Raw genomic sequence first — 21,306 nt, forward strand, 5'->3', positions numbered from 1 at the left:
GCATCTATTATGAAACGTTTTCTGAGCACAACTGCTGTCCTGCTGACCATGTCCGGCGCGGTGTATGCTGATGCGCACGCTAACGCCTTTGGTAGCGTCACAGTACAAGAAACAGACTTTCTGGCGTCCGACCTGATCGGTATGCGGATCTACAATTCCGAAGCCGAAATGGAAGGCGACATGACAATCGCAGATGGCGGCGAAAAAGAATGGGATGACATTGGCGAAATCAATGACATCATCATCAACGCCGACGGCGAAGTCACTGCTGTGATCCTGGGTGTTGGCGGTTTCCTCGGCTTGGGCGAGCGCGACGTCAGCGTTTCGATGGATGACATCCGCATCGTGCGTGAAGAAGGCGACAGCAACGACCGTTTTCTGGTTGTAAACACCTCGAAAGAGATGCTGGAAAATGCCCCTGCGTTCGAGCGTGACATGAACGCCGAAGCTGAAAAAGTTGAAGCCGACGCCGAGCAGGTGGCTGCAAACGTCGAAGCCGAAACCGAAGAAACGGCTGAAAACGCCGAAGTGAAGACCGAAGAAATGGCTGCAGAAGCTGAAGCAGAGACCAAGGAAATGGCTGCTGACGTGGACAAGTCCGTGGAGCGCGACATGCTGCCACGTACTAAAGTGGCCCGTGACGGCTATGCCGACGTTGAGTGGACAGAAATGACCGCTGACGATCTGGAAGGCGCACGTATCTATGGTGTTGAAGACGAAGACATCGGTGAAATTGACGAGCTGATCGTCGACGACAGCGGCAAGATCACACATGTTCTGGCTGACATCGGTGGCTTCCTCGGCCTGGGCGAGCACACGGTAAAGCTTTCCTTTGAAGAGCTGCAGATCATCGGCAAAGGTGACGCGAACGATTTCCGCATCTACGTCGACAGCACAGAAGAGAAGCTGGAGAACCTGCCAGAATACGAAGACTAACTCTGGTATTGTCTAACCGACATGATTGGGCTGCCCTTAACCGGGCGGCCCTTTTTCGCTGGGTGAGGTCCGTGGTAGAGGCCGGGCTGTCGCGCAACTTGCACGGCGCGCCGCATTTCGCTATCCGGGGCGCGAATGCAACCTCTGTCGGAGACTTGAACATGGCCAGACCCAAGATCGCGCTTATTGGCGCGGGGCAAATCGGCGGCACACTTGCCCATCTCGTAGCACTGAAAGAATTGGGCGATGTTGTCCTGTTCGACATCGCCGAGGGCACACCTGAAGGCAAGGCGCTTGATATCGCCTCCTCTGGTCCTGCGGGCAAATTCGACGCCACGCTGTCAGGCACCCAGGATTACGCAGACATCGCAGGCGCGGACGTATGTATCGTGACCGCCGGTGTCGCGCGCAAGCCCGGCATGAGCCGTGATGACCTGCTGGGCATCAACCTCAAGGTTATGAAATCGGTTGGAGAAGGCATCGCGAAACACGCGCCTGATGCCTTTGTCATCTGTATCACCAACCCGCTGGATGCGATGGTCTGGGCGCTGCGCGAATTCTCTGGCCTGCCACATGAGAAAGTCTGCGGTATGGCCGGTGTCCTTGATTCGGCGCGCTTCCGTCATTTCCTTGCCAGTGAATTCAACGTGTCGATGAAAGACGTCACAGCATTTGTGCTGGGCGGCCATGGCGACACTATGGTGCCGCTTGTGCGTTACTCCACCGTTGGTGGCATCCCACTGCCGGATCTGGTGAAGATGGGCTGGACCACGCAGGAGAAACTGGACGCGATCGTGCAGCGTACCCGTGATGGCGGGGCCGAGATCGTGGGCTTGCTGAAAACCGGGTCGGCGTTTTACGCGCCTGCCACAAGCGCGGTCGAGATGGCCGAAAGCTATCTGAAAGACCAAAAGCGCGTGTTGCCTTGCGCTGCATACGTTGATGGCGCTTACGGTCTCAACGGGTTCTACGTCGGGGTGCCAACGGTCATCGGTGCCGGCGGTGTAGAGCGTGTTGTCGAGATTTCGATGAACAAAGACGAACAGGCGATGTTCGACAATTCCGTAAAAGCGGTCAAAGGTCTGGTCGAAGCCTGCAAGGGCATCGACGGGTCGCTCAGCTGAACCTGACGGCATGATATCGAAAGGCGCGCCCGCTGTGGCGCGCCTTTTTCGTTTTTGGGGGCATTTGCACAGGCGCTGGGCCAGCCTCACTGTTGCCGTATTTAGGGGATATGGTCACTGCCACGGCGGCCTAAACAAGGCATCCGGTTTCTTGTCGTATCGTAAGGGACCCGTAGCGTCATGTGGGATAACGCACCTCAACAAAAGGCAAAACCTGTGCCTCAGGCCTGCACCCGCTGCCATGCGACGGGTCGACTACCCTGTGAATTCTGCGGTGGCAGGGGGCAAGTTCTGGCCGGGCGCGACAGCAGAGGGCAACCGACACACGCGCGCTGCACGTCTTGTTTCGGGCTGAAAACGATGCGTTGCCGGACCTGCGCGGGCGTTGGCTATCTCCACCATATTTAACGTGTTTAGCCTAGGGTTCGACCCTCGGGGCGCCTGACGTATTTGTCATGCGCGACGCCTACGCGTCATGGTATGTTCGGATCATGCGCCATTTATTTGCTGCCATTCTGGCCGTTTGGCCATCTTTTGCCACCGGCTGTGACCTTGCGCTGGTGCTGGCAGTGGATGTCTCGGGGTCTGTGGACAACGACGAATACCGCACCCAGATGGACGGGCTTGCCACTGCGTTGCGCGACGGCATTGTGACAGAAGCGCTGATCGCGCAGGCCGCGAAAGTTACGTTGGTGCAGTGGTCGGGCGCGTCGCGACAGGTGCAGACACTGCCGTGGATCGCGATTGCAAACGAAGCAGATGTGGCGGCGCTGGCCGAAGACATCGCGCACAACCCCCGCGCATGGCGCAATTTTTCGACCGCGGTGGGCGAGGCGGTGGCGCTGTCAATTGACCTGCTGGCGCAACAGCCTGACTGCCGCCGCAAGGTGATTGATGTCTCGGGAGATGGGCGGTCAAACGAGGGGATTGAGCCTGCTGAACTGCGCGCGAGACTGGCGGCGCAGGGGATCACGGTCAATGCCTTGGCAATAGAAACCGCCAATGATGACCTGACTGCATATTTTTTCGAGAATCTAATTGCGGGTGAAGGCGCGTTTGTGATCACTGCCAACGGGTTCGCGGACTACCCGGCCCAGATCAGGCGGAAACTACAGCGTGAAACCACGGAGCAGCTGAGCAATCTTACCGTCGGCGTTAATTGTGATCACAGGCGACATTCGTGTGATCACAAAAATGATCAATAGAGAAAAAACGCATCACTTTTATCTGGTTGGCCTGTGTTTTGGCGCAGATTCCCGCGCAGACCACGTGACAGGGCTGGAAAAACCAGTAACAAGGGGCAAAGTACAGGACAAAGGACCGCACAATGGCCGATGTGAACCGGGGCAACCGCCCGCTTTCTCCGCATATTACGATCTACCGCCCACAATTAACTTCGATGACCTCCATCCTCACGAGGATCACAGGCAATGCCATGCTGGTTTCAGCGTTGCTGATTGTGTGGTGGTTCCTCGCGGCCGCGACATCTGCCGGTTACTTTGACACCGTGAACGGGCTGCTGACCAGTTGGTTCGGCGATCTGGTGATGGTGCTGTCGCTTCTTGGGCTGTGGTATCACACGCTGGCGGGCATTCGTCATCTGATTTGGGATACAGGGCGTGGCCTTGATATCCCGACGGCTGAAAAGATGGGCTGGGCGGCTCTCATTGGGTCGGTTGTGTTGACCATCCTCACCGTTTTCGTGATTTAAGGAGGCCCCGATGGCATTTCTCACAGACCGCAAGCGCGCCCGTGGCCTTGGCTCCGCGAAATCCGGCACCGCGCATTTTTGGGCGATGAAGGTCAGCGCCGTGGCGCTGCTCGTGCTGATCCCGTTGTTTGTCTATACCTTTGGCAGCGCGCTGGGCGGCTCTTACGAAGATATCCTCGCCTATTACGCGCGGCCTTTCCCGGCGATTGTGGCGGCGCTCACGATTGTAGTGGTGTTCAAACACTTTAACGACGGGGTGCAGGTGCTGATCGAAGATTACGTACACGGGCTGTCTCAGAAGGTCACGATTATTGTGATGACCTGTATCAGCTACGGCGCTGCGGCCATTGGCGTTTTCGCCATCGCCAAGCTCGCCCTGTAAACCAAATACGCACAAGCCGGGAGTCTGACCAAATGGCAGCATATGAATATGAAACCCACGAATATGACGTTGTCGTTGTGGGGGCAGGCGGCGCTGGCCTGCGCGCGACATTGGGCATGGCTGAACAAGGGCTGCGCACGGCCTGTGTGTCCAAGGTATTCCCGACCCGGTCGCACACCGTTGCGGCACAGGGTGGCATTGCCGCCTCGCTGAGCAATATGGGCCCCGACAACTGGCAGTGGCATATGTATGACACGGTCAAGGGCTCTGACTGGCTGGGCGACACCGATGCAATGGAATACCTGGCCCGCGAAGCGCCTAAGGCGGTTTATGAGCTTGAGCATTACGGGGTGCCGTTCTCGCGCACTGAAGAGGGCAAGATCTACCAACGGCCCTTTGGCGGCCATACCACCGAATTTGGCGAAGGTCCGCCCGTGCAGCGCACCTGTGCTGCGGCTGACCGCACCGGCCACGCCATTCTGCACACGCTTTATGGCCAGAGCCTGAAACATAATGCGGAATTCTACATCGAATATTTCGCCATTGATCTGATCATGTCGGATGATGGCGTCTGCCAGGGTGTGCTGTGCTGGAAGCTGGACGATGGCACCATGCACCTGTTCAGCGCCAAGATGGTCGTGTTGGCAACTGGCGGCTATGGCCGCGCCTATTTCAGCGCGACATCGGCCCATACCTGCACCGGCGATGGCGGCGGGATGGCTGCGCGCGCGGGTCTGCCCCTGCAAGACATGGAATTCGTTCAATTTCACCCGACCGGCATTTATGGCGCCGGCTGCCTTATTACCGAGGGTGCCCGTGGCGAAGGTGGATATCTGACCAACTCCGAAGGCGAGCGTTTCATGGAACGCTATGCGCCGACCTACAAGGATCTGGCGTCGCGCGACGTTGTTTCGCGCTGTATGACGATGGAAATCCGCGAAGGCCGTGGCGTGGGTGAGAACAAAGACCACATTCACCTGCACCTGAACCACTTGCCGCCAGAAACGCTGGACCTGCGTCTGCCGGGCATTTCTGAAAGTGCGCGTATCTTTGCCGGGGTGGACCTCACCAAAGAGCCGATCCCGGTTTTGCCGACAGTGCACTATAACATGGGCGGCATCCCGACAAATTACTGGGGCGAAGTGTTGAACCCCACCGCCGATAACTCCGATGCGATTGCGCCTGGCCTGATGGCCGTGGGCGAAGCGGGCTGTGCAAGCGTTCACGGGGCGAACCGCCTTGGGTCCAACTCGCTCATCGACCTTGTTGTATTCGGTCGCGCCGCTGCGATCCGCGCGGCCAAGATCGTTGACCCGAACACGGCTGTGCCTAAGCCGAACCTGGCATCCGTTGAAAAGGCATTTGACCGGTTTGACGGGCTGCGCCATGCCAAGGGCGGCACGCCCACGGCCGACCTGCGCCTTGAAATGCAAAAGACCATGCAGGCCGATGCTGCCGTGTTCCGCACCGACAAGACGCTGGAAGAGGGTCGCGTGAAAATGATCGAAGTGGCTGACAAGCTGGCCGATCTGCATGTCACCGACCGCAGCCTGGTGTGGAACTCTGATCTGATGGAAACGCTAGAGCTGACCAACCTGATGCCCAACGCGACAGCCACTATCACCGCTGCTGCCGCGCGCAAGGAAAGCCGCGGCGCCCACGCGCATGAGGATTACCCGGATCGAGACGACAATGAGTGGCGCAAGCATTCGCTGGCATGGTTCGATGGCAACAAGGCCAATCTGACCTACCGCGCCGTTCACCTTGACCCGCTTACCACCCAGGACGAGGGCGGCATCGACCTCAAGAAAATTGCCCCCAAAGCGCGGGTGTATTGATCATGCGCATCGTCTTAATTGCCGCCTGCCTTGCCGCGTTGTCGGGCTGTGTCGAAGTGCAGCGCGCCGTGGATGACACCGCGCGCCAAGGGTCCAAAGGGGTGGTGACCGAGATTTTGGCCACCCGTTTCCCGCAGGTGCCCAAGCAACTGATCACCCCCTTTACCGACTGTATCATCGACAATGCCGATGCGCTGGAATTGCGCGAGTTGGCCCGCGCGGCCGTCGTCGGTGTGGACGATACGGCTGTCGCGACCGTGCGCACGGTGCTGTCACGTCCCGAAACCCGAACTTGTCTGCTCGCTGCCGCCCCCGCAGCCGGCCTGACGCTCTAGGAGACGCAAAATGGTTCAACTGACGCTTCCCAAAAATTCGCGCATGACCAGCGGTAAAACTTGGCCAAAGCCACAAGGCGCCACCAATCTGCGCGAATTCCACATCTACCGCTGGAACCCGGACGACGGCAAAAACCCGGCGCTGGACACCTATTTTGTCGACATGGACGATTGCGGTCCGATGATCCTTGATGCCTTGATCAAGATCAAAAACGAGATTGACCCTACGCTGACGTTCCGGCGTTCCTGCCGCGAGGGGATTTGCGGCTCTTGTGCGATGAACATCGACGGGATCAACACGCTGGCCTGCACCTACGGCATGGAAGAGATCAACGGTGTGGTGAAAATTTACCCGCTGCCGCATATGCCCGTCGTCAAAGACCTGATCCCCGACCTTACGCACTTCTACGCCCAGCATGCCAGCATCATGCCGTGGCTTGATACCGACACGCCCGCACCTGCGACGGAATGGAAGCAGTCGATCGACGACCGCGCAAAGCTGGACGGGTTGTATGAATGTATCATGTGCGCCTGTTGTTCGACGTCCTGCCCCAGCTACTGGTGGAATGGCGACCGCTACCTTGGGCCAGCAGCCTTGCTGCACGCCTACCGCTGGATCATCGACAGCCGCGATGAGGCGACGGGCGTGCGTCTGGACGATCTTGAGGACCCGTTCAAGCTTTACCGTTGCCATACGATCATGAACTGCGCCAAGACATGCCCCAAGGGCCTGAACCCAGCAGCGGCGATCGCGAATATCAAGAAACTAATGGTCGAACGCACCATTTGACCGCAGGTGCGGCCCGGCGTGTACCGGGCCGCCTGATCTCTTATGCTGATCCCCCTTATCTTTGTCATTGCCCTTGTGATCGTCGCAATTGTGGCGCGCCGGGGCGCGGCCACACGCGATTGCCGATGGCGTGAAGACCGCACCGGCGACAGGGGCACGCTGCGCAAATACCAATGCACCGCCTGCGGAGCCGAAGCGTTCCGCAGTGAAGGCCCGCCGGATCGCTGCCTCAAACGGATGGACACGCCACGTCTCTAGGCACGGCCGCTTGCCGGGGATTGATTTTGGCGCAGCCTGCTCGCACTCTGACCTGAACAGGGAGGGGTGCCGTGGCAGGTCAGGGTTTCACGCCGGATATTATCATCGTGGGGGCCGGGCTGGCCGGGATGGTTGCAGCGCATGAGGCGGTCCTGCGCGGACGCCGCGTGCTGCTGATGGACCAAGAAGGCCCGCAAAGCCTCGGGGGGCAGGCGTTCTGGTCGCTTGGCGGGCTGTTTATGGTCAACACCCCTGAGCAACGCCGTATGGGCATCCGCGACAGTGCCGAGCTGGCCCTCAGCGATTGGATGGGGTCGGCCCAGTTTGACCGGGCAGAGGATGCCAATCCCCGCACACTTGCCGAAGGCTTTATCGAATGGGCCGCGGGCGATATGCGCCCTTGGCTACAGGGGCTGGGGCTGCGCTGGTTTCCGGTGGTTGGTTGGGCCGAACGTGGCGGCGCGCAGGCCCACGGTCACGGCAATTCGGTGCCGCGGTTCCACATCACCTGGGGCACCGGCACTGGCGTGGTGGCGCCCTTTGCCAGGTTGATGGCCGATCACGCGGCAACGGGAAAGCTGCGTCTGGCGTTTCGGCATCGGGCCACGCGTTTGATTATACAGAACGGTGCGGTGATGGGTGTGGCGGGGGATGTTCTGGCAGATAGTGACGCACCGCGTGGGGCCAGCAGCGGGCGGGAAACTATCGGCGCGTTTGAACAGCGGGCCGAGGCCGTGATTCTGACCACGGGGGGCATCGGCGCCAATCATGATCTGGTGCGCAAACACTGGCCCACAGACCGCCTTGGCCCCGCGCCCAAGCAGATGATCAGCGGGGTGCCGGACTACGTCGATGGTAAGATGCATGCCATTGCGGCAAAGGCCGGGGCCGGACTGATTAACGAGGATCGCATGTGGCACTATTGCGAAGGCATCCAGAATTGGAACCCGATCTGGCCCAACCATGGCATCCGCATTCTGCCGGGTCCGTCATCGCTGTGGTTTGACGCGCGCGGCGATCGGATGCAGGCGCCCTGCCTGCCGGGTTTCGACACGCTGTCGACCCTGCAGCGCATTCTACGCGCGGGCGAACACAGTTGGTTTATTCTGACGCAGAAAATCATCGAAAAGGAATTTGCGCTGTCAGGCTCGGAACAGAACCCTGACCTGACGGATGGCGGTTGGCGGGATGTATTGAGCGCGCGTCTGGGCAAGGGGGCCACCCCAGCGGTCGAGGCCTTCAAGGAGAAGGGCGCCGATTTTATCGTGGCAGACGACCTTGATACGCTGATCACCCGGATGAACGCACTGACGCCCGATCACCCGCTGGACCCAGACCACATCCGCGCCCAGATTATCGCGCGTGACGGGCAACTGACCAATCCTTTCGCGAAGGACGCGCAGATCACCGCGATCCGCGGGGCGTGGGCGTATCGGGGCGACAGGCTGATCCGTACTGCGAAGCCGCATGCGATCCTCGATGCTGCAAATGGCCCGTTGATCGCCGTGCGGCTGAATATCCTGACGCGGAAATCTCTGGGTGGGCTGCACAGCGATGCGCAGGGCCGCGTGCTGACCCCGGCGGGTGACGTGTTGCCCGGCCTGTTTGCGGCGGGCGAAGTCTGTGGCTTTGGCGGTGGTGGGTACCACGGCTATAATGCGCTGGAAGGTACGTTTCTTGGCGGCTGTCTTTATTCAGGCCGTCTGGCGGGGCAAAACGCCTGATCGCACATCATCGTGCTGCATGAACTTGGGGGATGAGGGGGGACGTCCCCCCTCATTTAACTGGTAATAGGCGCTTTACGAAAACGCCGCTTCAAGCGCGATCTCGACCATATCACCAAACGATTTTTCACGGTCCTCGGACGGCAAAGCCTCGCCCGTTTGCAGGTGGTCGCTGACCGTCAGGATCGCCAGCGCCCGGCGCTTGTGGCGCGCTGCCAGCGTATAGAGCTCGGCCGCTTCCATTTCGACGCCCAGAATACCATGGCGTACCATCTGTTCATCCAGATCGGGGCGCTCGGCGTAAAAGACATCTGAAGAATAGATCCCGCCTACATGCGTTTTTGTCGCCCGGGTTTCGGCGGCGGCAACGGCGGCGCGCAGCAGGCCCCAGTCGGCGCAAGGGGCATAGTTCAATTCGCGAAAGATACCGGATGAGGGGGAGGTGATCGTGCTGGCAGTCATGGCTATGATCACGTCGCGAATGCCCACATGGGCCTGCATTCCGCCACACGACCCAATTCGGATCAGTGTCTGCGCGTCAAATTCGCTCATCAATTCGTTGGCGTAGATCGACAGCGAGGGCATCCCCATTCCGGACCCCTGAATGCTGACCTTGTTGCCGCGCCATGTGCCGGTAAAGCCCAGCATGCCGCGCACTTCGTTCACCAGCGTCACATCCTGCAAAAATGTTTCAGCCGCCCACTTTGCGCGGTAAGGGTCGCCGGGCATCAAAACGGTTTGTGCGTAATCGCCGGGTTTGGCGCCAATATGAACCGACATCTGGTGGTCTCCTGTTGTTATGCGGATAAGTTTGCCCCTGCCACCAGACGGCGGCAAGGGGTCAAAAAAACATCCCGCCACAGACGCTATGCCGGGGCGGGATGTTTTTAATGGACGGCTTTAATGCACGCGAATTCAGACGCGCATGGAATCCGCACTTGTGCCTTTTTCAACTTCGGCGCGAAACCAATTCGGCTGACGGCCTTTTCCGGTCCAGGTCTGGCTGCGATCTGCCGGGTTCGCGAATTGCGGCTTGGATTTAGGTTTTGCCGCTACAGCCTTTGTTTTCTTGGGCTTTTTCACGATCTTTTCGTCTTGGGTCAATTCACCCAACGAAAACCCGAATTCAGCCGCAGCAGTTTCGGCTGCCTTCAGTGCCTGGCGGCGTTCACGCGCCTGCGCAGCATGCAGTGCCTTTTTCACATCTAGCAAATGCTTTTCGAGCTGTTTGCGAGACATGGATTTGAGATCAATTGTCATGATTTCCTTCCTCGAAGAAATGTACAGATATGCGCAGTTATAGGGAAACTCCGGAGAGCGCATCTACATTTTTGTGTCAGATTACTCTGCAGCAACGGATTCAGGATCAACCAGTGATACAATATCGGCCATAATCGCATTCAATTCGAAATCCTTGGGGGTATAGACCCTTGCCACGCCAATTTCGCGCAATCGTTTAGCGTCTTCTTCGGGAATGATACCGCCGACAATTACGGGAATAGCACCCAGCCCGGCGGCACGCATTTGTGCCATCAAATCTTCGACCAGGGGAATATGAGAACCGGACAAGATCGACAGGCCGACAACATGCGCCGCATCGTCGCGCGCGGCGGTGACGATCTCTGCTGGGGTCAGGCGGATGCCCTCATAAGCGATATCCATACCGCAGTCGCGGGCGCGTACGGCGATTTGTTCGGCCCCATTGGAATGACCATCCAGACCCGGTTTGCCGACGAGGAATTTCAATCGCCGCCCCAGCCGGTCACTGACTGCATTCACGGCCTCGCGCAGATCATCCAGGCCTTCGGTCTTGTTCGATTGTCCGGCAGCGACGCCTGTGGGGCCACGGTATTCGCCATGTACGGCACGCATTTGTGCGGCCCATTCGCCAGTGGTCACCCCGGCCTTGGCCGCTGCGATGGAGGCGGGCATCACGTTATCGCCTGCCGCTGCGGCGGCGCGCAGATCGGTCAATGCCTGCGTAACGGCTGCGGTATCGCGGGTGTCACGCCACGCGGCCAGTCGCGTCAGTTGATCGGCCTCGGCGCCGGGGTCGGACTGCATGATGTCGCCTTCGCCGGTCATCAGTGGTGAGGGTTCGCCCTGTTGCCATTTGTTGACACCCACCACCACGGTTTCTCCGCTTTCGATGCGGCGCAGGCGGTCGGCGTTGCTATCAACAAGGCGACCCTTCATGTAATCAATTGCGGAAATCGCACCGCCCATTCCATCCAGATTGGCCAATTCGGCCCGTGCGCCGTCCTTGAGCAATTCAACCTTGGCGTCCACTGCTGGATTGCCATCAAATAGATCGTCGAATTCCAGCAGATCGGTTTCATGCGCCATGATCTGCTGCATGCGCATCGACCATTGCTGGTCCCAGGGCCGGGGCAGGCCAAGCGCCTCATTCCAGGCAGGCAATTGCACGGCGCGGGCGCGGGCCTTTTTCGACAGGGTGACAGCGAGCATTTCAATTAGAATACGGTAAACGTTATTTTCTGGCTGCTGTTCAGTCAGCCCCAGCGAATTAACCTGCACACCATATCTGAAACGTCGGAATTTCGGGTCTTCTACACCATAGCGGGTCAGGCAGATTTCATCCCACAGGTCGACAAAGGCGCGCATCTTGCACATTTCGGTGACAAACCGAATGCCGGCATTTACGAAAAACGAAATACGCCCAACCAGCGCGGGAAAGTCGGCGTCGGGCACGCGGGGTTTCAGTGCATCCAATACGGCGGTCGCGGTGGCGAGGGCAAAGGCCAGTTCCTGCTCCGGTGTCGCACCGGCCTCTTGCAGGTGATAGGAACAGACGTTCATCGGGTTCCATTTTGGCACGTTCGTATAGCAATATTCGGCCACATCCGCGATCATGCGCAGGCTCGGGGCAGGTGGGCATATATAGGTGCCGCGGCTGAGATATTCCTTGATCAGGTCATTCTGCACCGTGCCTTGCAGCGCAGATATATCCGCGCCCTGTTCTTCTGCCACCGCGATATAGAGCGCAAGAAGCCAAGGCGCGGTGGCGTTGATCGTCATCGAGGTGTTCATCTGATCCAGAGGAATACCGTCAAACAGCGCCCGCATGTCGCCCAGATGGGACACCGGCACGCCAACCTTGCCCACTTCACCGCGCGCCAGCACGTGATCACTGTCATAACCGGTCTGCGTCGGCAGGTCGAAGGCGACTGAAAGCCCGGTCTGGCCCCGCGCAAGATTGGACCGGTAGAGCGCGTTAGAAGCGGCGGCGGTCGAATGACCCGCGTAGGTACGGATCAGCCAAGGACGGTCTTTCTGCGGGTGCGACATTGCGGGCCTCTATCAATCGTGTTGGCAATATTATTGCGTCATAACGTTCATAAGGGAAACTTTATGGCGGTGTCAATTCGCTGCGTTGCGGCATCCCTATGTAGTGAGGTTTCCGCCGCTCCCTGCAAGATTGAAATCCGGGGCGTGGCAGTCGCGGGGTTGTGATACGCGTCCTGTGGGTCTGGCGTTACTGGTCAGATAGCGTGGTTCAGTTAGATATTGTCCTTGTCCTGCGGCCCTGTAAGGGTGCTGTTCATGACGCAAACTGTGCAATTGCCCCTGTGGCTTTTCATCCTCATCTTGGTATTTGCCGCCGTCACGGCGCTAAGCCACTTTCTGCTGCCATCGGTGCGCTGGTTCTTTCGCCGTCGGTTGGAACGGGCTGTGGCGCGGCTGAATACGCGACTGACGCGGCCGATTGAGCCGTTCAAGCTGGCGCGGCGGCACGACATGATCCAGCGCCTGATCTATGATCCTGAAGTCACCCAAGAGATCGTCAACCATGCCCGCGCCAATGGCGTGCCCGAAAACGTGGCCTTTCAAAAGGCGCGGGAATACGCGCGCGAGATCGTGCCCAGCTTTTCCGCGTTTGCCTATTTTAGCTTTGGCATCCGTTTGGCCCGGCTGCTGGCGAATGCCGTTTACCGGGTTGAGACGGCCAGCAGCAACGAAGTGACTTTTGCCGCGATCCCCAAGGATGCGACCGTGGTGTTCATCATGAACCACCGCTCGAACATGGATTATATGTTGGTGACATATCTGGCGGCGCGGTCGTCGGCGCTAAGCTATGCTGTGGGGGAATGGGCGCGGGTCTGGCCGCTGAGCCGGTTTATCCGGTCGCTTGGGGCATATTTCATCAGGCGCCGGTCGCGCGGGGCGCTGTATCGCAAGGTATTGGCGCGTTACGTGCAACTGGCCACAGCAGGCGGCGTCACGCAGGCGATCTACCCCGAAGGCGGGTTGAGCCTGAATGGTGCCGTGCAACCGCCCAAGATGGGACTACTGTCCTACGTGGTGGAAGGGTTTGACCCGGAAGGTGAGCGCGACATCGTGTTTGTGCCGGTTGCTATCAACTATGACAGGGTGCTTGAGGACCGTGTGTTGATCGCGGCCGACCAGCGCGGTGACCGTCGTTTTGGTGCGCGGATCACCGTGGTGGTTGGGTTTGTGCTGCGCAAGCTGTGGCGGCGGTTGCGCGGCAAGGAAACGCGCTTTGGCGCGGCGGCGGTCGCCTTTGGCGCGCCCGTGTCGATGCGGGGCGGCGGCGAGGGGCTGAGCGTTGAAGATCTGTCGCACCTGCTGATTCAGCGCATCACCGATGCGATGCCGGTGCTGGTGGTGCCGCTGATTGCGCATGTGCTGTTGCGCAGTGACACACCGCTGAGTGAAGAGGCGCTATTGGCCAGGGTTGGCGAAGCATTGGCCAGCGTCCCTCCCGGCAACCGCGTGCCAAAGCCCGACAGCCTGCCAGAAGAGGTAAGCCTTGCCACGGCGCGTCTGGCCAAGCGTGGAGTGATCCTGTGTGAGGGTGCGGAATGGCGGATTGAGGTGGATCAGGCGCCGGTCCTGCGCTTCTATGCAAATTCAATCACACATTTCTTTGCTCAGAATGCTGCGGATGCGAAGGAATTTTCTGCACCTGCTGGGTCATAAAGTTACAAAAATAGTTTTACTAGGGTTGCATTGTTGCGTGACCGATCTTATCCCATGGGGGAGCCGCCGCGATTCTGCATTGCGGCATCCAAGTTGAAAAGCTGTAAAGATCAGGAGGCCCGCATGGCACTGGACACCAAGCACGCGGCATATGACGCACCCGAAAAGGACCTCTATGAGCTGGGCGAAATGCCCCCCATGGGGCATGTCCCGAAACAGATGTACGCCTGGGCGATCCGCCGCGAACGGCATGGCGACCCGGACAGTGCGATGCTGCAGGAAGTTGTCGATGTACCGCAGCTCGACAGCCAGGATGTGCTGGTGCTGGTGATGGCCGCCGGCGTTAATTACAACGGTGTCTGGGCCGCGCGCGGCGTGCCAATCAGCCCCTTTGACGGTCACAAGCAGCCCTATCATATCGCGGGCTCTGATGCCTCGGGCATCGTCTGGGCTGTGGGCGACAAGGTAAAGCGCTGGAAGGTCGGCGACGAGGTGGTGATCCACTGCAACCAAGACGATGGCGACGATGAGGAATGTAACGGCGGCGATCCGATGTATTCCCCAAGCCAGCGCATTTGGGGCTATGAGACACCCGACGGGTCGTTTGCGCAGTTCACACGCGTACAAAGTCAGCAGCTTATGCCGCGCCCCAAGCACCTGACCTGGGAGGAAAGCGCGTGCTACACGCTGACGCTAGCCACCGCATATCGGATGCTGTTCGGCCACGAACCTCACGACCTGAAACCGGGGCAGAACGTGTTGGTCTGGGGTGCATCGGGTGGCTTGGGTTCTTACGCGATCCAGTTGATCAACACGGCCGGGGCGAATGCGATCGGGGTTATTTCTGACGAGAGCAAGCGCCAGTTCGTAATGGATCTGGGGGCCAAGGGCGTGCTGAACCGCAAGGATTTTAAGTGCTGGGGGCAACTGCCCACAGTGAACACGCCGGAATACAAGGAATGGTTCAACGAAACGCGAAAGTTTGGCAAAGCGATCTGGGATATCACCGGCAAGGGCGTGAACGTCGACATGGTGTTTGAACACCCCGGCGAGGCGACGTTCCCGGTTTCCACCTTTGTCGTGAAAAAGGGTGGCATGGTGGTGATCTGCGCGGGCACCAGCGGGTTCAACCTGACCTTCGATGTGCGCTATATGTGGATGCATCAGAAACGTCTTCAGGGCAGCCATTTTGCGCATCTCAAGCAGGCATCGGCGGCCAATAAGCTGATGTTGGAGCGGCGGCTTGATCCGTGCATGTCCGAAGTCTTTACCTGGGAAGACCTGCCGCAAGCGCATATGAAAATGCTGCGCAATGAACATAAGCCCGGCAATATGTCGGTGCTGGTGCAGGCCCCCAAAACTGGTCTGCGCACCTTTGAAGACGCATTGGACGCGCGCTGACGACAGCAGTGGCAAACCGTCGTCATATTACCCCCGTCGCGGTCAGCCTGCGGCGGGGGTTTTCGTTGATATGATGCACTGCCCTTTGCAATCAGTGCCTTAGAAACGGCCCCCTCGCTATTTTGGGGGAGGTGAAATGTGCGAATTTCGTAAAAACTCAGCACATGCTATGGTTGTGTTAATCAATCGTTAACCATTTAGGGACGACCCTCATCATGCGAAGTGACTGGATATTGGACGTGTTGGCCGATCTGAGAGCATTTGCGGTGTCGAACAACCTGCCACGCCTTGCGGAGCAGTTGGATGACACCGCGCATGTCGCCCTGGCTGAAATGTCTGAGCTGAAGGAAAGGGCCACGGGCCAGACGCATGGGAATACAGCCGCAGGTGGAACAGATATTGGAGGCGCTGGAGCAGGCTGACACGCTCGACGCGCTGCAGGACGCAACGGTCGCGCTGCGCGATCATTATGCCATTGATCACATCGTTTATCATTGGGTCGACAGCGCAGGCGCGCAATATGGTTGCGGCACCTATGACCGCGCCTGGGCCGAACATTACCAAAAGCAGAACTACCTGCGGATCGATCCTGTGGTCAGTGGCTGCTACCAACGGTTTCACCCGGTGGATTGGAAGCGTCTGGACTGGTCGTCAAAGGCGGCGCGCGCCTTTCAACGAGAGGCAGTTCAGCATGGCATTGGCAATCAAGGGTTTTCCGTCCCGATCCGGGGGCCGAATGGCCAATTTGCATTGTTTACCGCAAATCATACCTGCGACGATGCGATCTGGGCTGATTTCACGGAAAGCCATCGGCGCGACCTGATCCTGATTGCGCATTATTTTAATCAAAAAGCGCTGGAGTTTGAGCCGAACCGCACCCCCGATGCGGCACAATCGCTGTCGCCGCGCGAGGTCGATGCGATGACGTTGCTGGCGATTGGGTATAACCGCGCGCAGGTCGCAAATACCTTGGCGATCTCGGAACACACGCTGCGGGTTTATGTGGAAAGCGCGCGGTTCAAGTTGGGCGCGCTCAATACCACCCATGCGGTTGCCCGCGCGCTGAGCAGGGGATTGATCGTTGTCTGAGAGGGGTGCTGCGCCCTTCAAGCTCACCTTGAGGAATATTTTCACCAATAGACGAGGGCGTGTTGCGTGATCCGGGCAAAAGGCGCGCGCTCGGTCGACGGGGCATTAAGGCGCGCAGGGTTAAGACCTTGGTCATTGTTGGCGATCAGGGGGCGGCATGCTGAGATATCTTTACGGGCGTGATCTGGCGAAATTTCCGCGGTTGGCGGCGGGGATGTTTCGGGGGCGGGCGGACCAATTCAAGGCGCGGTTGGGCTGGGACGTCAGTGTTGATGAGAACGGATATGAGAGGGACGCATATGATGCGATGGACCCGCTATATGTCATCTGGGAGGACGCGCAGGGCGATCACGCAGGGTCGATGCGGTTTTTGCCGACAACAGGGCCGGTGATGATCAATGACCACTTTGCGCATTTGCTGGACGGCCCGCTGCGCAGCCCGCTGATATGGGAATGCACACGATTCTGTCTGGCGCGCGGGGCCGGGCCCGAAGTCGCGGCAGCGCTGATGCTGGCGGGGGGCGAGATCATGCAGGGGTTCGGTGTTAAGCATTTCGTGGGGGTGTTTGATGCCCGCATGGTGCGCATCTACCGCATGATTGGTGCATCGCCCGATGTGCTGGGCAGCACGGGTGCCGGGCGCGATCAGGTGTCGGTTGGATTGTGGGCCTTTGATCAGGATGACGCGGGGCGGGTGGCACAGCGGGCGGGGGTGACCCCGGCGCAGTCTCGGCGATGGTTCGACCGCGCTTTTTCACCTTCCGGAGGGGAGGGAAGGGTCAAAACAGGATAACCTGTCTGGCCCCCGGCGCGACCCTGATTTAGGGTCGCGCCATGACATCAACCGACCTTACATATTCCGAAGATCAGGCCGCAGCACATGATAGCGTGGCAGCGATGCTGCGCAGTGCCGGTATTGATCTGGACGACAATCTGCTGATGCCGCCGCCGGGCGGCGCCGACCAGGTGATGGCAGTTACCGGTAAGGCAGGATCCGGCAAGACATTGCTGCTGGCCGAGCTTTACAAGGCGCTGGAGGCGACGGGTGTCGATATTGTTTCGGGTGATTATGAAGCGCGCAAGCGGCGGGACAAACGCTCGCTTGCGATTCTGGCGCCGACGAACAAGGCCGCCAGCGTGCTGCGTCTGCGCGGCGTGCCGGCGACGACGATCCATCGAATCCTCTATACGCCGGTTTACGACCCGGAATACGAGCGTATCGCTGAATGGCTGACAGGCAACGGTGAACGCCCGGTTGATGTCGAAGGGCTTACAGAAATTGCGCTGGACCGGGCGGCGGCGTTTTATGCGAACAACAAATCCATTCCCGGCGCGCTGGCCGCCGCCGGGCTGCGCGGCAGTGATTTCATCACGGGCTGGAAACGGCGTGAAGAGCCGTTGGATATCGGGTTTGTCGACGAAAGTTCGATGCTGGACGACAAGCAGTTCGAAGATCTGAAAGAGATTTTTCCGACGCTGCTGTTGTTCGGCGATCCGGCGCAGTTGGCCCCGGTGGGGCAGTCGGGCACGATGGTGTTCGAGAAGTTGCCGGAAAACCGGGTGATGAACCTTAGCCGGGTGCATCGGCAGGAGGCGGATAACCCGATCCTTGATCTGGCCCATGCTCTTGCTGATCCGCAGCTCGGCTTTGAGGATTTCGAGCGGATGATCGAAGACGCCGCACGCCGCGATGATCGCGTGGTCTGGGGCCAGCGGGTCGAGGTTGATCTGATGGCGCGCAGTCCGGTGCTGGTCTGGCGCAACGCCACGCGCATCAGGCTGATCAATGCGTTTCGATCCGTGCATGGCGCGCCCGAAGATGCGCTGCTGGCGGGGGAGCCGTTGATCTGCGATGGTATCGAATTGCCGTTGAAGCACCGCAAGAAACGGCTGGATCTTGAGGCGCGCGGTCTGATCAAGGGTGCGCAGGTGGTGTATCTGGGCGAGGGGCGCAAGCCGGGCTTTAGTCGGTTGCACGTCATCGGGGCAGAGGACCCGCAGATCAGCGCCGCGTCGATCGTAAAGATCGAAAAGCCCGACGAGGAAGAGCCCTTTATCCCCTTTGCGGCGCGTATGGGGGCGACTTTTCTGCACGGCGCGGCGGTGACCATTCACAAGGCGCAGGGCAGCCAGTGGGAAACGGTGCAGGTCTTTGCGCCCGATCTTTTTGCGGCCGCCCGGATGGGGCGGTCTGAGGCCGGCCAGCCGTTGTGGAAAAGGCTGGCTTATGTTGCCATCACCCGCGCGCAGGAACGGCTGATATGGGTTGTGCGCAACCGGTTGAGCAAACCCAGCGGGCCGTTGCAGGTCGACGATCTGCGTGCGACGCCAGCAGCAGCACTGACGTTGGACGCACCAGAAGAGGATTTTGCATGAAGTCGATACTGATCACCGGGGCGAGTTCTGGCATTGGCCGCGCCACCGCAGAGGTCTTCTTGGCCGCAGGATGGCGGGTGGGGCTGATTGCGCGGCGGGCCGAGGTATTGGCCGCTTTTGCTGCGGATTATCCCCATGCGGTCGCGCTGCCTGCGGATGTCACGGATGCCAAGGCGATGCAGGCGGCGTTTGACCAGTTCGGGCATGTCGATGTGCTGTTCAATAATGCGGGTATGTTTGGCCCCTCTGCCCCGATTGATGAGGTGCCGCTTGAGGATTGGGCGCAGGTGTTGTCGGTCAATCTGCATGGGATGTTCATCGCGGCACGGCTGGCCTTTGCTGCCATGCGCGCGCAGGGCGCTGGCGGGCGGATCATCAACAACGGGTCATTGTCGGCGCATGTACCGAGGCCCGGTTCGGTTTGTTATACCACGACAAAGCATGCCATCACCGGGCTGACAAAATCACTGTCGCTGGACGGGCGGCCCTTTGACATTGCCTGCGGTCAAATTGACATCGGCAATGCCGAGACGCCGATGGTGGCAGCATTGAAAGCGCAGAACCCAAGCATGGACGCGATGGATGTGGATCATGCAGCGAAATCCGTGCTGCATATGGCCGAATTGCCTTTGTCGGCGAATGTGCAGTTCATGACGGTGATGGCAACAAAAATGCCCTATATCGGCCGAGGTTAGCGGCGCAGCAGACCAAAGACCGCAGAGGCGCCCCATCCGGCAGCGATGGCGATGATCAGCGACAACACCCCATAGAGGAACGACTGTTCGCGCGACATGTTGAACAGTAGGCGTTCCAGACCGACCTTGCGCACGTCGATAATCGTTTCATATTGCGCCACCACAGTGCCGCCGCGCGTCAGGAAGATGCGCGTGTCATAGGCGCCTTCGGTCAGGGCAGCGGGCAGGGCGACGGCGGCGCGGAACAGGGTTTGTTCGTCAATCGTCACGCCGTCTTCGATGACATGATACAGGCCATCGCGGGTGCGGATACGGATCAGCGCTTCGGTAAAGCTACTGGAATTGGTAATGTTCATCGGCGCCCCGACGGACCTAATCGCGCGCGGGATGGATATCTTGTGCCGTAGGTCTTCGATACGTTTGAGGACCTTGGACAGCGGGCCGGATGTGACGACGGCATAGAAGCTGGGCGCGCGGTCGACCTCGACGGCGTCGGTATTGACCCAGATGCCAAAACGCCGTTCCTTGCGCCGCACCAGCACGGGCAGGGAAGGGCCGGATACGGTGACAATGACCTGCAGCGGCGCGCCATCCGGGATCGGCGTTTCGCGTTTTACGGCACCGTAGACCAAGATTTCCGAGCCGTCGAAATTGGTGGTTATAGACACTTCGGCCTGGCTGAGACCAAGCACGATTTCCTCGTTCGCCGTAGCGGCCAACGGCAGCAGGAACAGCACGATGACAGAGACCAGAACCCGCCTCATCGCCGGGCCACCGGGGCGAGGCTGTAAAGCTCGGTGGGTTGCAGCAGCAGGTCCAAGGCCAGCTTGCCACAGACCGCCAGCACCAGCAGTGCCAGAAGGATGCGCAACTGTTCTGCCTTCATGCGCACACCTATGCGGGTGCCGACCTGCGCGCCCAGCACACCGCCCACCAGCAACAGCACCGCCAGAACGATATCAACTGTCTGGTTCGTCGTGGCGTGCAGCATCGTGGTGAAACTGGTGACAAAGATGATCTGAAGCAGCGATGTGCCGATCACGACTTTTGTGGGCATTCCCAACAGATAGATCATTGCCGGCACCATGATAAAGCCGCCTCCGACGCCCATGATGGCCGACAATACACCGACAGAGGCGCCAACCATCAGGGGCGGGATGACGGAAATATAAAGCCCCGAGACGCGGAACCGCATCTTGAAAGGCAGCCCGTGTACCCAATTGTGTTTCTTGCGCAGGATGCGGCCGCCCTTGCGGGTGCGGCGGATGGCGTTGAAGGATTCGACGAACATCAAGGCGCCGATGATGCCCAGAAATATGACATAGCAAAGCGTCACCAGCAGATCGACCTGACCCAGAGATTTTAGGTAGTTGAATACCACCATGCCAAGGGCAGAGCCGATCAGCCCGCCCGCCAGCAGCACCCACCCCATGCGAAAATCCACCGTGCGGCGTTTGAGGTGAGCCAGCAGGGCGGAAAAGGATGAGGCGACGATCTGGTTGGTCGAGGTGGCCACAGCCACGACAGGCGGGATGCCGACAAAGAACAGAAGTGGCGTGATCAGGAACCCGCCCCCGACACCAAACATGCCTGACAAGATGCCCACAAGCCCGCCAAGGCCAAGCAGCATGAAGGCGTTGACCGATAGTTCGGCAATGGGCAGGTAAATTTGCATGGCAATTGGT

Annotated in this window: 21 protein-coding genes; 16 read left to right on the forward strand and 5 right to left on the reverse strand. The window is 59.3% G+C overall.

The features are described from left to right. Nucleotides 1-9 precede the first annotated feature (9 nt). The 10 genes from AC1965_RS04065 to AC1965_RS04110 all read left to right on the forward strand — a co-directional run bounded on the left by AC1965_RS04065 (nucleotide 10) and on the right by AC1965_RS04110 (nucleotide 9,098). Nucleotides 10-936, forward strand: coding sequence for a PRC-barrel domain-containing protein (locus AC1965_RS04065; RefSeq protein ID WP_483886015.1), 927 nt, complete (start codon nucleotides 10-12; stop codon nucleotides 934-936). Between the two features lie 161 nt (nucleotides 937-1,097). Then, nucleotides 1,098-2,060, forward strand: a complete 963-nt coding sequence (gene mdh, locus AC1965_RS04070; protein WP_483886016.1) for a malate dehydrogenase — start codon at nucleotides 1,098-1,100, stop codon at nucleotides 2,058-2,060. A gap of 491 nt (nucleotides 2,061-2,551) precedes the next feature. After that, nucleotides 2,552-3,265: a DUF1194 domain-containing protein gene (locus AC1965_RS04075; RefSeq protein WP_483886017.1), complete on the forward strand. Its 714-nt coding sequence runs from the start codon at nucleotides 2,552-2,554 to the stop codon at nucleotides 3,263-3,265. 122 nt (nucleotides 3,266-3,387) lie between these two features. Further along, nucleotides 3,388-3,771, forward strand: coding sequence for a succinate dehydrogenase, cytochrome b556 subunit (sdhC, locus tag AC1965_RS04080; protein ID WP_483886018.1), 384 nt, complete (start codon nucleotides 3,388-3,390; stop codon nucleotides 3,769-3,771). A 10-nt stretch (nucleotides 3,772-3,781) separates the two neighbouring features. Further along, on the forward strand, nucleotides 3,782-4,153 hold the full coding sequence (gene sdhD, locus AC1965_RS04085) for a succinate dehydrogenase, hydrophobic membrane anchor protein (protein WP_483886019.1): 372 nt from the start codon (nucleotides 3,782-3,784) through the stop codon (nucleotides 4,151-4,153). 32 nt (nucleotides 4,154-4,185) lie between these two features. After that, a complete protein-coding gene (gene sdhA / locus AC1965_RS04090) occupies nucleotides 4,186-5,991 on the forward strand; it encodes a succinate dehydrogenase flavoprotein subunit (RefSeq protein ID WP_483886020.1) in 1,806 nt (601 codons plus the stop codon). Nucleotides 5,992-5,993: 2 nt separating this feature from the next. Further along, nucleotides 5,994-6,326: a hypothetical protein gene (locus AC1965_RS04095; protein WP_483886021.1), complete on the forward strand. Its 333-nt coding sequence runs from the start codon at nucleotides 5,994-5,996 to the stop codon at nucleotides 6,324-6,326. Between the two features lie 10 nt (nucleotides 6,327-6,336). Continuing rightward, nucleotides 6,337-7,116, forward strand: coding sequence for a succinate dehydrogenase iron-sulfur subunit (locus AC1965_RS04100; protein ID WP_483886022.1), 780 nt, complete (start codon nucleotides 6,337-6,339; stop codon nucleotides 7,114-7,116). Nucleotides 7,117-7,158: 42 nt separating this feature from the next. Then, entirely contained in the window at nucleotides 7,159-7,374 is a 216-nt protein-coding gene (locus AC1965_RS04105) for a hypothetical protein (protein WP_483886023.1), read from the forward strand. 128 nt (nucleotides 7,375-7,502) lie between these two features. Next, nucleotides 7,503-9,098, forward strand: a complete 1,596-nt coding sequence (locus AC1965_RS04110; protein WP_483886979.1) for an FAD-binding dehydrogenase — start codon at nucleotides 7,503-7,505, stop codon at nucleotides 9,096-9,098. A 75-nt stretch (nucleotides 9,099-9,173) separates the two neighbouring features. Here AC1965_RS04110 and deoD read toward each other — a convergent pair whose 3' ends face one another. The 3 genes from deoD to AC1965_RS04125 all read right to left on the reverse strand — a co-directional run bounded on the left by deoD (nucleotide 9,174) and on the right by AC1965_RS04125 (nucleotide 12,407). Next, nucleotides 9,174-9,878: a purine-nucleoside phosphorylase gene (deoD, locus tag AC1965_RS04115; protein ID WP_483886024.1), complete on the reverse strand. Its 705-nt coding sequence runs from the start codon at nucleotides 9,876-9,878 to the stop codon at nucleotides 9,174-9,176. Between the two features lie 135 nt (nucleotides 9,879-10,013). Continuing rightward, nucleotides 10,014-10,358, reverse strand: a complete 345-nt coding sequence (locus AC1965_RS04120) for an H-NS histone family protein (protein WP_483886025.1) — start codon at nucleotides 10,356-10,358, stop codon at nucleotides 10,014-10,016. Nucleotides 10,359-10,439: 81 nt separating this feature from the next. After that, entirely contained in the window at nucleotides 10,440-12,407 is a 1,968-nt protein-coding gene (locus AC1965_RS04125) for a methylmalonyl-CoA mutase family protein (RefSeq protein ID WP_483886026.1), read from the reverse strand. Between the two features lie 255 nt (nucleotides 12,408-12,662). Here AC1965_RS04125 and AC1965_RS04130 point away from each other — a divergent pair, with 255 nt between their 5' ends. The 6 genes from AC1965_RS04130 to AC1965_RS04155 all read left to right on the forward strand — a co-directional run bounded on the left by AC1965_RS04130 (nucleotide 12,663) and on the right by AC1965_RS04155 (nucleotide 19,621). Further along, the gene (locus AC1965_RS04130) at nucleotides 12,663-14,060 is read left to right on the forward strand and encodes a 1-acyl-sn-glycerol-3-phosphate acyltransferase (RefSeq protein WP_483886027.1); all 1,398 of its coding nucleotides are present in this window, start codon (nucleotides 12,663-12,665) and stop codon (nucleotides 14,058-14,060) included. A gap of 123 nt (nucleotides 14,061-14,183) precedes the next feature. Then, nucleotides 14,184-15,461 (forward strand): crotonyl-CoA carboxylase/reductase, encoded by a 1,278-nt coding sequence (ccrA, locus tag AC1965_RS04135; RefSeq protein ID WP_483886028.1) that lies wholly within the window; start codon nucleotides 14,184-14,186, stop codon nucleotides 15,459-15,461. Nucleotides 15,462-15,830: 369 nt separating this feature from the next. After that, nucleotides 15,831-16,550 carry a helix-turn-helix transcriptional regulator gene (locus AC1965_RS04140; protein ID WP_483886029.1) on the forward strand — a complete coding sequence of 240 codons (720 nt, stop codon included), beginning with the start codon at nucleotides 15,831-15,833 and terminating at the stop codon, nucleotides 16,548-16,550. Nucleotides 16,551-16,707: 157 nt separating this feature from the next. Then, nucleotides 16,708-17,343, forward strand: a complete 636-nt coding sequence (locus tag AC1965_RS04145) for an acyl-homoserine-lactone synthase (protein WP_483886030.1) — start codon at nucleotides 16,708-16,710, stop codon at nucleotides 17,341-17,343. Between the two features lie 41 nt (nucleotides 17,344-17,384). Further along, a complete protein-coding gene (locus tag AC1965_RS04150) occupies nucleotides 17,385-18,926 on the forward strand; it encodes an ATP-dependent DNA helicase (protein WP_483886031.1) in 1,542 nt (513 codons plus the stop codon). Beyond that, entirely contained in the window at nucleotides 18,923-19,621 is a 699-nt protein-coding gene (locus AC1965_RS04155; RefSeq protein WP_483886032.1) for an SDR family oxidoreductase, read from the forward strand. Before AC1965_RS04150 ends, AC1965_RS04155 begins: the two co-directional genes overlap by 4 nt. On the opposite strand, the gene AC1965_RS04160 is transcribed toward AC1965_RS04155, so the two are convergent. Further along, nucleotides 19,618-20,385: a TIGR02186 family protein gene (locus AC1965_RS04160; protein WP_483886033.1), complete on the reverse strand. Its 768-nt coding sequence runs from the start codon at nucleotides 20,383-20,385 to the stop codon at nucleotides 19,618-19,620. The two genes, AC1965_RS04155 and AC1965_RS04160, sit on opposite strands and share 4 nt — an antisense overlap. After that, nucleotides 20,382-21,296: a sulfite exporter TauE/SafE family protein gene (locus AC1965_RS04165; RefSeq protein ID WP_483886034.1), complete on the reverse strand. Its 915-nt coding sequence runs from the start codon at nucleotides 21,294-21,296 to the stop codon at nucleotides 20,382-20,384. The genes AC1965_RS04160 and AC1965_RS04165 overlap by 4 nt, the downstream gene beginning before the upstream one ends. Between the last annotated feature and the right edge of the window lie 10 nt (nucleotides 21,297-21,306).

Source organism: Sulfitobacter sp. KMM 9851 (genome assembly GCF_057178245.1).